This window comes from Nocardia alba NBRC 108234 (assembly GCF_001612665.1).
In the GTDB taxonomy this organism is placed as follows: domain Bacteria; phylum Actinomycetota; class Actinomycetes; order Mycobacteriales; family Mycobacteriaceae; genus Nocardia; species Nocardia alba.
Genome location: NZ_BDAX01000009.1, coordinates 296,874 through 311,653, shown reverse-complemented (window position 1 = coordinate 311,653; position 14,780 = coordinate 296,874). Strand labels below are relative to the sequence as shown.

Here is a 14,780-nt window from a genome sequence, read left to right as displayed (position 1 = left end):
CGTGCCCGAGCGGGCTCGAGCGCCGCTGCACAGCACGGCAAGGCACGGGTTGAAGATCGTGGTGATCGGCGGATTCGGTGTCGGCAAAACGACATTGGTGCGTTCGGTGAGCGAGATCCGGCCCCTGGACACCGAAGCCACGATGACCGATGTCGGGGCAGATGTCGACGACACCAGCGGTGTGCCGGGAAAGTCCACCACCACCGTCGCCTTCGACTTCGGTCGCATCACCCTCGACGACGAACATGTGCTGTATCTGTTCGGAGCCCCTGGGCAGCAACGGTTCTGGTTTCTGTGGGACCGGTTGTTCGCCGGCACGCTCGGCGCGATCGTGCTGGTCGACCAGCGCCGGATCGCCGACTCCTGGTACGCGATCGACCGGCTGGAACATCAGGGCACCCCGTTCGTGGTCGCCTGCAACGACTTCGGCGATGTCCATTCGCCCGAGTCCGTGCGCGACGCACTCGATCTCGATCCGGCCGTTCCGCTGGTGATGTGTGACGCGCGCTCGCGCGAATCGAGCAAACAGGTGCTGATCACCCTGGTCGAGCACCTGTTTTCGGCTGTCCCGCACGGAGGAACCGTTTGATGAGCACACCGACCGGCGCCTGCCCGATCACCGGCGCGGTCCCGTTGAGCGGGCCCGAGTTCCACATCGAACCGCACGAGGTCTATCGACGGATGCGCCGTGATCACGGTCCGGTCGTGCGGGCCGAGCTGCCCGGCGGATTCCCGGCCTGGCTGATCATCGGGTATCGCGAACTGCACCAGGTGACCAGCGATCCGCTGCTGTTCCCGCGCGATGTGTCGCTGTGGAACCAGTGGGGCAAGGTGCCCGACGACTGGCCGCTGCTGCCGATGGTCGGGCGGCCCATGCCCTCGATCTACTACACCGCGGGCGCCGAACACCGCAGACACCTGGCGATGGTGGAGTCGGCGTTGGACGCGGTCGACCACTTCGAATTGCGCCGTGCCTGTGAGGAAATCGCAGACCGGCTCGTGGACCGGTTCTGTGGTCGCGGCAGCGCCGACCTGATGGCCGAATTCGCGGTGATGCTGCCGGTACTGGCGCTGGCCCGCATTCTCGGCCTGCCCGACACCGATGCGGCCGACCTCGCCCTGGTGATGAAACTGCTCGCCGACGGTGGCGCCGACGCCCAGGCCGGACACGCACGCTTCGCCGAACACATGGCGCGATTGCTGGCAGCCAAGAAGGCGCGTCCCGGTGGTGATCTGGTGTCGCTGATGCTGGCCGACGCCGAGCCGTTCACCGACGAGGAATACATGATGGACCTGATGGCGATCGCCGCCGCGGGCCATCTGCCCACCGCCGACTGGTTGGGCAGTTCGATGCGGTTGATGCTCACCGACGACCGGTTCGCCAACGCGCTCGGCGGCGGCAGGCGCAGCGTCGGCGAGGCGATGAGCGAGGTGCTCTGGGAAGAGAGTCCCACCTCGATCCTGTCTGGGCGGTGGGCGGCGCGCGATACCCGCCTCGCCGATCAGACGATCCGGGCGGGCGACATGCTGCTGCTCGGTCTGGCCGCCGCCAACCTCGATCCGCATGTGCGCCAATCGTTTACCGACGGCGGCTCGGTGCCGACGGGCAACAACGCGCACTTCGCGTTCAGCTACGGCGAATACCGCTGCCCCTTCCCGGCACAGCAGATCGCGGAGATCATTTCCAGGACCGGGATCGAGGTGCTGCTCGACCGGCTCCCCGACATGGATCTCGCGGTACCCGCCGACCAGCTCACCCGGCGACCCTCGCCTTTCCTACGGGGCATGAGCGCGCTGCCCGTCCGTTTCACACCGGTTCGACCCGTCGGAGGTTTCTCGTGAGTTCCCAATGCCCCTTTGCCATCGATCCCATGGTCAGCGACCTCGACGGGGAGACCAACCGACTACGTGAGCTCGGCCCGATCACCCGGATCGACCTGCTCGGCGTGCCCGCTTGGACGGTCACCGATCACGCCGTCGCGCGTCAGCTGACCACGGACACCCGGCTGGTCAAGGACATCAACGCGTGGTCGCTGTACGCCGACGGCGTGGTGACCGACCAGTGGCCGCTGATCGGGATGGTCCTCGTCGACCGTTCGATGTTCAGCGTCGACGGTGCCGAGCACCGCCGGTTGCGGCTCAAGACCTCCCAGGCGCTGGCCCCCCGGCGGTTGGAAGAGCTCCGCCCGGTGATCGAGCAGCTGACCGCCGACCTGCTCGACGACGTGGAGGCCGCCGGTGCCGATGGCGCTGCGGTGGACCTCAAGGAGGTTTTCGCCTATCCGCTGCCGATGCGGGTGGTCGGCGACCTCATGGGCGTCGCGCGCGAAGATCACGCGCAGCTGCTCGATTGGTACAAGAAGTTCTTCTCGGTGATGACCCCGCAGGACGAGCGCCTCGCGGTGATCGGCGGCCTCGATGTGTACTTCACCGACCTGGTCCGGCAGAAGATCGCGGACCCGGCCGATGATCTGACCTCGGCATTCGTCACCGCCGATGAGGGCGGCGAGCCGCTCACCGAGGAGGAGGCGATCGGCAACATCAAGGCCCTCGTCGCCGCCGGTCACGAAACCACCGTGAGCCTGATCATCAACACCGTGCGCGCGCTGCTCGGCGAACCCGAACAGCTGGCCAAGGTCCTCGCGGGCGATGTGGAGTGGAAGCAGGTGATCGAGGAGTCGCTGCGCTGGGACGGCCCGGTCACGCACCTGCTGATGCGTTTCGCCACCGAGGACATCACCGTCGGCGACACCGTGATCGCCAAGGGCGAGGGCGTGGTGATGTCCTACCGCGCCGTCGGCCGCGACATCACGGTGCACGGCGACACCGCCGACGACTTCGACGTGACGCGCTCGACCGCCAACCGCCACTTGGCCTTCGGCTACGGCCCGCACATCTGCCCCGGCGCCGCGCTGTCGCGTCTGGAAGCCGCCATCGCGCTGCCCGCGCTGTTCGCGCGTTTCCCGCGGATGCGACTTGCCGTGCCGCACGGTGAGATCGGCAATCTGCCGGTACTCACGCAGAACGATGTGGCCGCGTTGCCGATCATCCTGAACTGACCGGCGCCGCGTCGCGCCCGGTGGTCAGTTACGCCGGGCGCGACGCTTTTCTGCCCTACAGGCCCAGATCGCGGCCGATCAGTTCCTTCATGATCTCGTTGGAGCCCGCCCAGATCTTGGTGACCCTGGCGTCCATCCACGCCCGCGCGACCCGGTATTCGCGCATGTAGCCGTATCCGCCGTGCAGCTGCACGCACGCGTCGAGCACGTCGTTCTGCACCTGCGCCGACCACCACTTGGCTTTGGCCGCGTCGACCGCGGACAGCTCACCGGCGGCGTGGGCGACGATGCCCTGATCGACGAACGCCTGGGTCACTTCGATTTTGGTGACCAGTTCGGCGAAAAGGAACTTGTTGTACTGGAAGCTACCGATCTGCTGCCCGAAGGCCTTGCGCTCCTTGGCGTATTGCAGCGTCTCGTCCAGGATCGCGGCGGCGTGCGCCAGGTTGGAGATCGCCGCGCCGATCCGCTCCTGCGGCAGCCGCTCCATCATGGCGATGAAACCACGGTCGGTCTCGCCGAGCCGGTTGGCATCGGGGACGCGAACATTGTCGAAGAACAGTTCGGCGGTATCGGATTCGGGCTGGCCGACCTTGTCGAGCTTGCGTCCACGGGTGAAGCCGTCCATGCCGGTTTCGACGACGAACAGCGTGATGCCCTTGGCCTTCTTCTCCGGGCTGGTCCGGGCGGCGACGATCACCAGGTCGGCGTTGAAACCGTTGGTGATGAACGTCTTCGAGCCGTTGATGATCCAGTCGTCGCCGTCGCGCACGGCGGTGGTTTTCAGCGCGGCCAGGTCCGAACCGCCCGAGGGCTCGGTCATGCCGATGGCCGTGATGATCTCGCCGGTGCAGAACTTCGGGAGCCAGCGCCGCTTCTGCTCGTCGGTGGTGAGCTCGACCATGTAGGGCGCGCACACGTCGTAGTGGATGCCGAACGAGGACGCGATCGCGGCACCGGCCTTGGCCAGCTCTTCGCCGAACACCGCGTTGAACCGGTAGTCACCCGCGTCGCTGCCACCGAACTCCTCGGGCACGCCGAGCCCGAGGTAACCCAGTTCGCCTGCCGCGAGCCAGGTTTCGCGGTCGATCGCGCGCTCTTCGATGAATCGCTCGGCATTCGGCTCGATCGAGCGCTTGACGAACTCGGCGACCGACGCGCGGAAGGCGGCGTGGTCCTCGGTGTAGATGGAGCGCTTCATGATGTCCTTTCGCTGACCTGACTTACTGCTCGGGCCGTTCGCCCAGTAGAACCAGTGACGCGCGGACAACACTGGCCGCGTCGGGTTCGGCACCGCTGATCACATCGGTGTAGATGAAGGTCTCGGTGATCCGCACCAGCAGCAGCGCCAATTCCGGCACCGGCAGCAGCGGATCGAGAGCATCGGCCGAAATCTCTTCGGCGAGTAGGTCTTCCACAATCGCGACGATGCGGTGCTGCACCGACCCCGCGCGCGTGGTGAGTAGTCGCAGCGCCCGTTCGGGTTCGCGCAACAGGAACTGGCGGAAGGCGTCGGAGGTATTGGTGGCCTGCGCGAAATCGCCGAGAATCGTCGCGATGCGGTAGGCGCCGCGACCGGGAGCCGCGGCGGCCGCGCGCCGCAAGGTCGGCTCGGCGACCGACCAGATCACCTCGGCGAGTAGTTCGTCACGGCCGCCGACCCACCGGAACAGCGTCGCCCGGTTCACCCCGAGCGCGACGGCCAGTTCCTTCATCTCGAGTCGGTGCCCGGCCAGGAATACGGCCCTGGCGGCGCGGAACGCGCTCGCGGCATCGGGACGTGCCGCTGCGTCCCGCAGGCGCCGCTCCAGCGCCGTCTGCTCGATCACGTCACCTCCATACCCCGTTTCCTACAGTGTATGAATCGTGCAACGTCTGTCAATATGTTGCACTTCGGGCACAGGGTGCGGGCATGAAAAAACTCCCCGGTCACAATGACCGAGGAGTTCTCGCTGTAGCCCCGACGGGATTCGAACCCGCGCTACCGCCTTGAGAGGGCGGCGTCCTAGGCCGCTAGACGACGGGGCCAGAACCACAACTCACTTGCGTGAGCCGCGCGGACATACGATAGCCGATGACCAGGGGATCGACCAAAACGGGTGGTCACGGCCGATCGGTTGACCACCCGGTGACCTCGGGGCAGGGTGGGGCCATGACCAGCAAGGAGTTGCGCGGCGGGGTCCAGATGAGCAATCTCGATCAGCCGTTGTTCGACGGGGCCGAGGCGACCAAGCGGGATCTGGTCGACTATCTCGAGTTCGTGGGGGAGCGGCTCGTTCGGGTGCTGCGCGGGCGGGCGCTGTCGGTGGTGCGGGTGCGGCCGGGGCAGGAGCCGTTCATGCAGAAGAACCTGCCGAAATACACCCCGGATTGGGTGCCGCGCGCGACGGTGTGGGCGCAGAGTTCACATCGTGAGGTCACCTACGCCCTCGGCGACGACGTGCGCACGCTGCTGTGGTTCGGCAATCAGCGAGCGGTGGAGTACCACCCGCTGTTGCTGCCGGTCGACCACAGCGCGGGACCGACGCATCTGGTGCTCGATCTCGATCCGTCGCCGGTGCAGACGTTTCGCGATGCCGCCGCGGGGGCGCACCTGATCCGGGCGGCACTGGCCGCCGACGGGCTGGCGGGTGCGGTGAAAACGAGTGGGGCCAAGGGATTACACGTCTTCGTGCCGATCGAGCCGGGCGTCGCGATCGAGGACGCCGCGGCCGCCACCCGTGCGGTGGCCGCGCGGGCCGAACGCCTCGACCCCGCGGTCGGGACAACCGCGTTCATCCGCGAGGACCGCGCGGGGAAGGTCTTCCTCGATTCGACCAGGGCGGGCGGTGCGACGGTGATCGCCGCCTACAGCCCGCGTATTCGCCCGGGTGTCCCGGTGTCGTTCCCGTTGCGCTGGAACGACATCGACGCGGTGTCGCCCGCGGACTTCACCCTGCGAACCGCACCGGGCCTGCTCGGCGACAGCGACCCATGGGCCACGGAAATGCCCGCGCCGCAGGCACTTCCCGCCGATCTGATCGCCGAAGGGCACACCATCCCGATCGCTCGCGTCCAGGCCATGCACGAAGGCAAGCGACGCGCGCGAACCCGGCGGGAGCAATGAGCGACGGCGGCGTCACGATGCGTAGCGAAGGATGCCCGCGATCTGCGCGCCATCGGGCATGTCGTTCGCGCGCACCGCGAGGACTTCGCCACCGGTGAGCAGCACCCGGCGACTGATCTCGTCCAGCACTCCCGGGGACGCGGTGTCGGTCGCCTCGTCGAAAACGACGGCGCCCTCCGGGGATACGGTTCCCGGCACCGACGCGTCGATATCGATGAGCACCGTGTCGATCGCTCCCGCGGTCGCGGCACGCGCGAGGTCGGAGACGTCGGTGCTGGCCCGCCCTTCGCCGCGACGCTTGTCCAAGAGCTCGGCCAGTTCGGCCAGTTGTGTCGTGTAGTAGCGGTCCAGGATCTGCCTGGAACGGTCGGCGAGGTCCTGATCGGAGACGTGCTCGGGGTTACCGGGGATGCTCTCGGCCAGCAGGCCGTCGTAGCTGCTCACCGACCGGTACAGCGAGTCGCCGGGCTCGGTGGCGGCCAGAATCAGCGGAACGTCGCGGCCGGCCAGGATGTCTCGTAATTCGGCGTCGATCGCGCGGGCGTACTGGCGTACTCGCATCTTGCTGCCTTCGTCGCCCTGGACGCGGCCCTTCGGCGCACGATCGCCCAGGCTCGCCTTCCCGGCGTAGTCGGCGGCACTGCTCGGCAGACCTGCGACAGGCACCGTCCGCGCGGGTCGATCCGGGGCCACCTCGACCAGTCGCACCCCGCCCTCGGCCAGGGCGAGTACGAACGCGGACTGTGGGAAGGTCACCGCGCGCACCAGTCGCGCGAGGTAGAACCGATCGCCGACGGTTTCCGCGGCGCCGAGCACATTGGGCAGGCGGTAGGTGCGGATTCGCCGCGGGGTGGCGAGGACCACGAGGGTCCGGGCCTGATACCGCCAGAACTCGGCGTCCTCGATCAGCGCGTCGAACTCCTCTTCCAGTGCCGCGCGCGCGTCGGAGTCGGTGACGAGGTCCAGTGTTCGCCGAGCCTGATTGGCGAACGCGATCCGGTTCTGGTCCGGGTTCGCGGTATCGGATTCGGTGGGTGTGTAGATCGAGACGCACCAGCTATCGGTAACAGCGGCGAGGGCTTTGAGCTCGCTCCGGCTGGGGATATCGGTGTGTAGCACGATGGCCTCCGCATTCGTTGGTCGGACGGCGCGCCGACAGCAGCTGATGGGCAGAGCACTCTGCGGCCAGCATACGCTCGGCTAATGCGAGGTCGGCCGTCGTCGTCGGCCCGAACCTCGGACGGCACCGTCGCCCGACCGAAACCGGCAGTGCGACAGTGCCGTCCGCGACCGATCAGCTGCCGAGCGAGGCGACACCCGCTTTGGCGAACTTCTCGTCGAGGTCACCGCTGGGGGCGCCGGCCACCCCGATGCCCGCGATCGGGGCATTGCCCGCCCGCACCGGGGCGCCGCCACCGAGGAAGAGGGTGCCGTCGATGTCGGCCAAATGGGGAGCCGACTCGAGCCGCTCGGCCAGCTCCGTGGTGGGGGCGTTCCACGAGACCGCGGTGAAGGCCTTCTGCTGGGCGGCGTCGTAGGACTGCGGGCCTGCGCCGTCGCCGCGCAGGGTGACGATGACATTGCCGTTGCGGTCGACCACCGCCACGCTCACCCGCTGGTTCTCCTTCGCGGCGGCATCGAGGGCCGTCTGCGCGGCCCGGGTCGCGGCGGCGATCGACAGGTGGGTGGACTGCGCCAGATGGGCGTCGGCGGCGTTCACGATCACCGGTGTGCGGGTCGCCGGGTCCTGATCCTGCGCCTGGACCGTCACGACGCCGACCACGCCGGCGGCGACGACGCCGACGGTGGCGCCGGCGATGATGAGACGGTTGCGTGTGGTGGACTTCGCGGTCATGCCGGCTCCTGTGGATCTCGGCCGGTCGGCGGTCTGCCGTGGCCTGGTGATATCCATCCTGTGCGCCGCGCGGCGGCCCGGAATCGGCGTACCGGCTGCACTGCGCGCCCGGATCGGCCGACACCCGGGTCAACCGATCGGATGACCCGTCACGGGCGCGCACGGGGAGAATGGTCGGTATGGCCCAGTTGCTCGGCGCCCAGCGCGACGACACGCGACTGCTCGCCGTCATCGTCCACAGCGCCTTCTACGTACTGCTGGCCGCGTCGTTGCTGCGCTGGTTGATCCGGCACAGCGAGACCCGTTCGACGCCGTTGATCGTCGTGCTCTCCGTGGTGCTCGCGGTGCTGTACGCGCTGAGCGAGCTGCGGCAGTCGGGTCGGCCGGTGTGGTTCGCGCTGCTGGTTCTCACCTGGTCGGTGCTGGTGGTGCTGGCCCCGAGTTTCGCCTGGTGCGCGGTGCCGCTGGTGTACACGGGGTTGCGGATGCTGTCGGAGCGGGTCGCGGTGATCCTGGTCGTCGTGCTCACGGCGCTGGTGGTGTCGAGTCAGGTACGCATCGCCGGCTGGCTCGATCCGAATCTGGTGCTCGCCCCGCCCGCGGTGGCGGCGGTGACGACGGCACTGTTCGTCGGTATGCGCCGTCAGGCCGAGCGGCAGGCCGCGCTGATCGACGACCTGGTGCGGACCAGGCGGGAACTGGCGGCCACCGAACGCCGGGCGGGCACTCTGGCCGAACGGCAACGGCTGGCCATGGAGATCCACGACACCCTCGCACAGGGTCTGTCCAGTCAGCGGATGCTGCTCCAAGCCGCCGACCTGGTGTGGGACAGCGATCCACGGCTTGCGCGCACTCACCTGCGAACGGCTGCCGCCATCGCCGAACGCGACCTGACCGAGGCGCGCCGGTTCGTCCACGACCTGGCCCCGGCCGACCTGGCCGCGGGCGGATCGCTGCCCGCCGCGCTGGCCGCGCTGGCCGAGCGGGAGACGACCGACGCGCTGACCGTGCGCTGCCATATAGAAGGCGCGCCGGGACCGCTACCTCGGCGGATCGAGGCCACGCTGTTGCGGATCGCCCAGGGCGCGCTGGCCAATGTGCGCGAACACGCGGCCGCCACCACCGCGACCATCACACTCACCAGCCTCGACGACCAGATCGTGCTCGACGTCGCCGACGACGGACGCGGCTTCGACCCCGCCGCGCCGACCGACCCGGCCCGCCACCGCGGCCACGGGCTGCCCGCGGTCCGAGCACGGGTCAGCCAGCTCGGCGGTACCTGCACCGTCGAGTCCGCGCCCGGCGACGGCACCGTGCTCTCCGCCGCTATCCCGCTCGCTACCCGCCCCGGCGCGACCTCGGTCGACCGGTAGGCGCGTTAGCATCGGCACCTGTGACCACCGTGCGCTTGCTGATCTGTGACGATCACGCCGTGGTGCGCGCCGGTCTGCGCGCGCTGCTGTCGAGCGCGCCCGATATCGAGGTCATCGGGGAGGCGGCCGACGGGCCCGCGGCGGTCACGCTGGCCGCGAAGCTGAACCCGGACGTGGTGCTGATGGATCTCCAGCTCGGCAGCGACATGGACGGTGTCGAGGCGACCCGCCGCATCACCGCCCAGCCGGCGCCGACCCCGCACGTCCTGGTGCTCACGACCTACGACACCGACGCCGACATCACCCGCGCGATCGAGGCGGGCGCCACCGGGTACCTGCTCAAGGCCGAGCGGCCGGAGGAGCTGTTCGCCGCCATCCACGCCGCCGCGAGCGGACAGACCGCGTTGTCCGCGCCGGTCGCTGCCAAGGTGATGGCCAAGATGCGCAATCCGGGCCCCACGCTCACCGCTCGTGAGCGCGACATCCTCGGTCAACTCGCCCACGGCCTCGGCAATCGCGAGATCGCGCGTGCCCTGCACATCAGCGAGGCCACCGTGAAAACACATCTGGGCCGCATCTACGACAAGCTCGGCGTCGATACCCGCGCGGCGGCGGTCGCCGTCGCCACCGAGCGTCGGCTGCTCGCCTGACCTGCCCGAATTTCCGGTGGGAAAACGTGATAGGGGTCTCTGATTTCCTATGAGCCCCGTCACTTTACGGCGCTATAACGACAGTAGTGTGATTACGGATTTATTACGGTCGACCAGGGGTGAAAGGCTGTCCTTTGGACAATATCCGCTACAAAACACGCCGTGATAGGTACGTGATCTCAGGTCGCAAACCGGCTACATTCGATCACGGCTTGAACAACAACCCGAGCCGAATCGAATCGCAGAACGCCGGAAAGCCTGCCCCGCGATTCGAGGATCCCCGACACGACTGAGGGGCAGGGACGCGGTAGTTTCCATCACCGAGTCGGTGGGCGCAGGCAGGAAATACTTTATGTCTTTCAATCGCAAGTTCACCACCCGTGCCCTTGGCCTTGCCGCTGTTGCCGGCGCGATGATCGCCGTTCCGGCCGGTCTGACCACCGCCACCGCCTCGGCCAACAACTGGGACGCCGTGGCGCAGTGCGAGAGCACAGGCAACTGGAACATCAACACCGGTAACGGCTACTACGGCGGCCTGCAGTTCTCGCAGAGCACCTGGGAGGCCTACGGCGGCGCGGGCAGCGCCGACAACGCCAGCCGTGAGGAGCAGATCCGTGTGGCCGAGAACGTGCTGGCCGCGCAGGGTCCCGGCGCCTGGCCCGTGTGCAGCGCCTACCTGTAAAGAGCGCTGACAAGTAAGCTTTCCTTGTCGGGAAACGAATTACCCGCTATTCGATGCACACGTCGAATGGCGGGTTTTTTCGTTCTCCATGGAATCGAGTCGATATACCGTCAGCGACGCGGCGAGCATACGCGAATCTCGCGGATCAGCCGGGTCGAGGCCGGTGAGTTCGGCGATTCTTCGTAGGCGGTAGGTAAATGTATTCGGGTGCACGTGAATAAGTCGTGACGCGGTTTTGCGGTCGGCGCCGTGCATGAGATGCGCTTCCAGCGCGTCGATCAGGTGCGGACTGCTCAAGAGCGGAATCACCCGCTGCGCCAGACGTTCTCGGGCCGGGCCGGGCCGGGTGAGCTGATATTCCAGCAGCAGATCGTCGAGCCGATAGCAGCCACCGGGCCTGCCGCGTAGTCGCGCCAGTTCGGTCAGCTCGGTCGCGTCCTTGGCCGCGGCCGGAATCGCGTCACGGCGCACGCCGGAGAATTCGGACAGAAACACCGGTACACCGAACTGGGCGCGCAGGCGGTCGGCGAGTTCGTCGAACTTCGCCGCGTCGATGACATCGGTGTCGGAACTGTGGCTCAGCAACGCGATGCCGTACGCACCGTCGAAGGTGGCCGGAGTGGTGGTGCCGGTCAGTTCGTCCAGCGCGCGCTGCAACACCCGGATCCGGCGCCTGGTCACCAGGTTGGCCGCGGTGCCGACGCGCGGCGGCTCGCTCAGATGGACCGCCAGCACCGTGTACTGGTCGGCGAGGACCGTGTCGGCGCGGGCCGCGAGCTCCTCGGCGGGCAGGCCGCGCACCAGCGCCGAGCACAGCTCGCGGCGCGCCTCGCGTTCGGCGTGGTAGATCGACTGCTCGACCTCGGTGTAGGTCTCCACGACCGTCATGTTGATGTGGCGCAGCAGGTCGAGCAGGCGGTTGCCGACCAGCGCCATCTCCGCGGTCTCGGTCGGCAGGGCGAGCGAGAGCGCCTCCGCGAACACCGACTGCGCCGACCCGTGGATCGCGCCGATCAGCATCGGCAGCGGCAACCTGTCCTCGGCGTGACGCTCGGCGACCGGCGCCACGAACGCGGCCACCTCGGCGTAGGTGAATTCGCGATCGGCGCCGATCGCCTCGAGCACGGCGCGACCGCACGCGTAGATGGTCGGCAGTACTTCCGCGGTGAAGTGCCCGTCGGGGAGTTCGGCGGGGGCGGTGGCGCCGAGACCGGCGGCGAGCATGCGCTCGGAGATCTGCGGCCACCGCGTCAGCAGACGCGCGGTCAGCGCGGGTAGCGCGGGGAGTTCGGATACGGGGTGTTCGACGAGCATGCCTCGATTGTGTCCGACAACAGCCTGGTAGTGAGCAGTCCGAGCGAAAACGAACAGAACTTGGTTTCCGCACCAAACCCGTCGGTAGATTCCCGTTACCCGGTGCAGTGACAGCACTGTGGCCCGGGTCATAGATTCGCAGAGCGCGTCCGAACTACCTGTTCGTCGACGCGGATCTACGGAAGTGAAACCATGATTGCAACGACGCATTCCCTTCGCCGCGCTCTGTGCGGAATCGGCATCGCGGCGGCGCTGGCCGTCGCAGCGGGCCCGGCGGGCGCGGCCCCCACCCTGGAGCCGACGATTTCCTCGCTGGCCGAGTACCTGAACGCGGGCACGGTGGCGGCGGCCGACGGCCGCACGCCCACCGCGATCGCCGACACCGGCAGTGCCTCCGGGAGCAGCTCGGGTTCGGCAGGCAGCCGCGCTTCCGACGCGATCGGCGAGGGCCCGCAGATGTCGGCCTACCTGCCTGCCTTCGCCTACGGTCTGCTCCACCCCGATGCCGCGCCGCCCGGTGCCAACCGCTGGGACTGCAAGCCCTCGGCGCAGCACCCGCGCCCGGTGGTGCTGCTGCACGGCACCTGGCTCAACGCCTACGACACTTTCTCCTCCCTCTCGCCGCGCCTGGCCGAGGCGGGCTACTGCGTATTCACCCTGAACTACGGCAAATCCGGGCTGGTGGAGGCGGGTGGACTCGGCGCCGTGCTGCCGGGTCGCTACGGGGTCGGCCCGATGGTCGACTCGTCCCGTCAGGTCGCCACGTTCATCGAGCGGGTGCGCACCGCGACCGGGGCAGCACAGGTCGACATCGTCGGCCATTCCCAGGGCGGCACCATCGCCAATCACTACCTGAAGTTCGAGGGCGGCCAGGGTAAGGTCGGCACGGTGGTCAGCTTCGGCGCCACCCACCACGGCACCTCGCTGCTCGGGATCGCCACCCTGGGTCGCATGATCAACAACGCCGGCATCGACATTCTGGGCTTCTACCGGCCGATCATCGGCGCGGCCAATGTCGAACAGGCGATCGGCTCGCCGTTCTACACCACCCTCAACGCCACCGGCGACACCGTGCCCGGCGTCGCCTACACCGTGGTCGGTTCCCGCTACGACGAGGTGATGAACCCCCTCGAACTCGGCTTCCTGCGGGCCGGACCGGACGCGACGGTCGACAACATCACCCTGCAGAACGGCTGTGAGCAGGACGTCTCCGATCACCTGACCATGATGTACTCGCCGCGCGCCGCCTCGATCGCGCTGCGAGCCCTCGATCCGGCCGGCGATCACACCCTGACCTGCACATTCAACCCCTGGTTCGTCGGCGGCAGCGGCAGCCTATGACCGTCGACGCCCCGACCTCGACTCCGCTGCTACCGCCCGACGACCCGTTCTACGACAGCCCACCCGGCCTCGACGCGCTCGCGCCGGGGACGGTGGTGCGGTCGCGGCCGGTGGATGTCGCGCTGTTCGGGGTGATCCGGCAGCGGATCACGGCGTGGCAATTGCTCTATCGCACCTGCGATCTCGACGGTGCGCCGGAAGTATCGGTGACGACGGTGCTGCTGCCGTGGGGCGCCCCCGCGCGGTCCCGGCCGCTGGTGTCGTTCCAGTGCGCGATCGATGCTGTCGCGCCGCAGTGCTTTCCGTCCTACGCGCTGCGGCTCGGCGCGCGGACGATCGGCTCGATCGCGCCGCTGGAACTGCCGATCATCGCGATGGCCCTGGCGCAGGGCTGGGCGGTGTCGGTTCCCGATCACGAAGGGGCGGGCGGCCGGTTCGGGGCGGCGCGTGAACCCGGATACCGTGCACTGGACGGGATTCGGGCCGCTCTCGGCTTCGCGCCGGCAGCCCTGTCGCCGACCACTTCGGTTGCGCTGTGGGGTTATTCGGGTGGCGGGTTGGCGACGGCGTGGGCGGCGGAACTGGCCGCCGAGTACGCGCCGGAGTTGAAGATCGTCGGTGCGGCGGCGGGCTCACCGGTGGGCGACCCGGCCGCCGCCTTCGTCCGTCTCAACGGCGGCTGGTTCGCCGGGTTCCCCGCCGCGTTCGTCGCGGGGTTGCGGCAGGCCTACCCCGAGCTCGACCCGGTGCTGCGCGATCACCTCGACGCGCGATACCACGGTCTGCTCGGGGAGGCCGAGCAGCGCAGCACGTTCGCGTTGCTGCTGCGGTTCGCTCGCCGCGACGTGTCCCGGCACCTACGCGGGGGCATGGGGACGTTGCTCGCCGAACCCGTCCTGCGTCGCATTCTCGCCGATATCGAACCCGGCACCCGCGCGCCCGCGGCACCGTTGCTCGTCGTCCAGGGGGTCAACGACGAGGTGATCGCCGTCGCCGATATCGACGCTCACGTGCGGCGCTACGAGCAGGCCGGGGCGGCGGTGCGCTACCTGCGGGTGCGCCGGGGTTCGCACCTGCCGCTCGAATTCCTCATCGTGCCCGCTGTCCTCGACTGGCTCACCGACAGATTCGCCGGAATTCCCGCGCCGACCGGTACGTGCACCGTCGGCTCCGTCGCCCGTTCACCACGGGCGTTGCGTACCCACGTCGCGTTCGGGGGGCTGGCGCTGCGGATGCTCGCCGGTCTGCCGATCGGTGGGGAGGGGGAGCGTTCGCCCGAGCGAACCCGCTTGCGCCACAGCGATTCCGAACATCCGCATGGAATCGGGGATGCGATCGCGGTCGACTGTTGAGGCGGTGTCGGTCGTCGCAACATCGACGCGCCATGCCACGACGACGGT

General features: G+C 68.4%; 13 protein-coding genes, 1 tRNA gene and 1 pseudogene. 9 read left to right on the top strand and 6 right to left on the bottom strand.

The genetic code is table 11. The features are described 5' to 3' along the window. Position 1 precedes the first annotated feature (1 nt). Genes NA12_RS12015 through NA12_RS12005 form a run of 3 tightly spaced genes read left to right on the top strand, consistent with a single transcriptional unit; the run spans position 2 to position 3,059 of the window. Positions 2-589, top strand: a complete 588-nt coding sequence (locus NA12_RS12015) for a GTP-binding protein (protein WP_243654698.1) — start codon at positions 2-4, stop codon at positions 587-589. Then, complete coding sequence (locus NA12_RS12010) at positions 589-1,842, top strand: cytochrome P450 family protein (protein WP_067449342.1); 1,254 nt, start codon at positions 589-591, stop codon at positions 1,840-1,842. The genes NA12_RS12015 and NA12_RS12010 overlap by 1 nt, the downstream gene beginning before the upstream one ends. Positions 1,843-1,871: 29 nt before the next feature. Further along, positions 1,872-3,059, top strand: coding sequence for a cytochrome P450 family protein (locus NA12_RS12005; protein ID WP_084472703.1), 1,188 nt, complete (start codon positions 1,872-1,874; stop codon positions 3,057-3,059). A gap of 55 nt (positions 3,060-3,114) precedes the next feature. Here the strand turns inward: NA12_RS12005 and NA12_RS12000 are convergent, their stop codons facing one another. The 3 genes from NA12_RS12000 to NA12_RS11990 all read right to left on the bottom strand — a co-directional run bounded on the left by NA12_RS12000 (position 3,115) and on the right by NA12_RS11990 (position 5,087). Further along, complete coding sequence (locus NA12_RS12000) at positions 3,115-4,260, bottom strand: acyl-CoA dehydrogenase family protein (protein ID WP_067449338.1); 1,146 nt, start codon at positions 4,258-4,260, stop codon at positions 3,115-3,117. Between the two features lie 22 nt (positions 4,261-4,282). Further along, positions 4,283-4,888: a QsdR family transcriptional regulator gene (locus tag NA12_RS11995; protein WP_084472701.1), complete on the bottom strand. Its 606-nt coding sequence runs from the start codon at positions 4,886-4,888 to the stop codon at positions 4,283-4,285. Positions 4,889-5,014: 126 nt separating this feature from the next. Next, a tRNA-Glu gene (locus NA12_RS11990) sits at positions 5,015-5,087 on the bottom strand. 124 nt (positions 5,088-5,211) lie between these two features. On the opposite strand from NA12_RS11990, the gene NA12_RS11985 reads away from it, so the two are divergent. Then, positions 5,212-6,165, top strand: coding sequence for a DNA polymerase domain-containing protein (locus NA12_RS11985; RefSeq protein WP_067449336.1), 954 nt, complete (start codon positions 5,212-5,214; stop codon positions 6,163-6,165). Positions 6,166-6,177: 12 nt separating this feature from the next. Here NA12_RS11985 and NA12_RS11980 read toward each other — a convergent pair whose 3' ends face one another. Together NA12_RS11980 and NA12_RS11975 are read right to left on the bottom strand one after the other, a co-directional pair. After that, a complete protein-coding gene (locus tag NA12_RS11980) occupies positions 6,178-7,284 on the bottom strand; it encodes a baeRF11 domain-containing protein (protein ID WP_067449334.1) in 1,107 nt (368 codons plus the stop codon). 175 nt (positions 7,285-7,459) lie between these two features. Next, a complete protein-coding gene (locus tag NA12_RS11975; protein ID WP_067449332.1) occupies positions 7,460-8,020 on the bottom strand; it encodes a GlcG/HbpS family heme-binding protein in 561 nt (186 codons plus the stop codon). Positions 8,021-8,199: 179 nt separating this feature from the next. Here NA12_RS11975 and NA12_RS11970 point away from each other — a divergent pair, with 179 nt between their 5' ends. From NA12_RS11970 to NA12_RS11960, 3 genes and pseudogenes are all read left to right on the top strand, one after another. Then, complete coding sequence (locus tag NA12_RS11970) at positions 8,200-9,393, top strand: sensor histidine kinase (RefSeq protein ID WP_067449518.1); 1,194 nt, start codon at positions 8,200-8,202, stop codon at positions 9,391-9,393. A gap of 20 nt (positions 9,394-9,413) precedes the next feature. Beyond that, positions 9,414-10,043, top strand: a complete 630-nt coding sequence (locus tag NA12_RS11965; RefSeq protein WP_067449329.1) for a response regulator — start codon at positions 9,414-9,416, stop codon at positions 10,041-10,043. Between the two features lie 352 nt (positions 10,044-10,395). After that, positions 10,396-10,722 (top strand): annotated as a pseudogene (locus tag NA12_RS11960) (transglycosylase family protein); the annotation flags it as partial. Positions 10,723-10,764: 42 nt separating this feature from the next. On the opposite strand, the gene NA12_RS11955 reads toward NA12_RS11960, so the two are convergent. Continuing rightward, entirely contained in the window at positions 10,765-12,039 is a 1,275-nt protein-coding gene (locus tag NA12_RS11955) for a PucR family transcriptional regulator (protein WP_067449325.1), read from the bottom strand. A 192-nt stretch (positions 12,040-12,231) separates the two neighbouring features. On the opposite strand from NA12_RS11955, the gene NA12_RS11950 reads away from it, so the two are divergent. Further along, positions 12,232-13,380, top strand: a complete 1,149-nt coding sequence (locus NA12_RS11950; RefSeq protein WP_067449323.1) for an esterase/lipase family protein — start codon at positions 12,232-12,234, stop codon at positions 13,378-13,380. Further along, positions 13,377-14,732, top strand: a complete 1,356-nt coding sequence (locus NA12_RS11945) for a lipase family protein (protein WP_084472699.1) — start codon at positions 13,377-13,379, stop codon at positions 14,730-14,732. Before NA12_RS11950 ends, NA12_RS11945 begins: the two co-directional genes overlap by 4 nt. Positions 14,733-14,780 lie beyond the last annotated feature (48 nt).

Bases quoted from the DNA above. Each gene is read 5' to 3' on its own strand.
- NA12_RS11950 (WP_067449323.1), top strand. From the start codon at position 12,232: ATGATTGCAACGACGCATTCCCTTCGCCGCGCTCTGTGCGGAATCGGC.
- NA12_RS11985 (WP_067449336.1), top strand. From the start codon at position 5,212: ATGACCAGCAAGGAGTTGCGCGGCGGGGTCCAGATGAGCAATCTCGAT.
- NA12_RS11970 (WP_067449518.1), top strand. From the start codon at position 8,200: ATGGCCCAGTTGCTCGGCGCCCAGCGCGACGACACGCGACTGCTCGCC.
- NA12_RS12005 (WP_084472703.1), top strand. From the start codon at position 1,872: ATGGTCAGCGACCTCGACGGGGAGACCAACCGACTACGTGAGCTCGGC.
- NA12_RS12000 (WP_067449338.1), bottom strand. From the start codon at position 4,260: ATGAAGCGCTCCATCTACACCGAGGACCACGCCGCCTTCCGCGCGTCG.
- NA12_RS11945 (WP_084472699.1), top strand. From the start codon at position 13,377: ATGACCGTCGACGCCCCGACCTCGACTCCGCTGCTACCGCCCGACGAC.
- NA12_RS11955 (WP_067449325.1), bottom strand. From the start codon at position 12,039: ATGCTCGTCGAACACCCCGTATCCGAACTCCCCGCGCTACCCGCGCTG.
- NA12_RS11975 (WP_067449332.1), bottom strand. From the start codon at position 8,020: ATGACCGCGAAGTCCACCACACGCAACCGTCTCATCATCGCCGGCGCC.
- NA12_RS12010 (WP_067449342.1), top strand. From the start codon at position 589: ATGAGCACACCGACCGGCGCCTGCCCGATCACCGGCGCGGTCCCGTTG.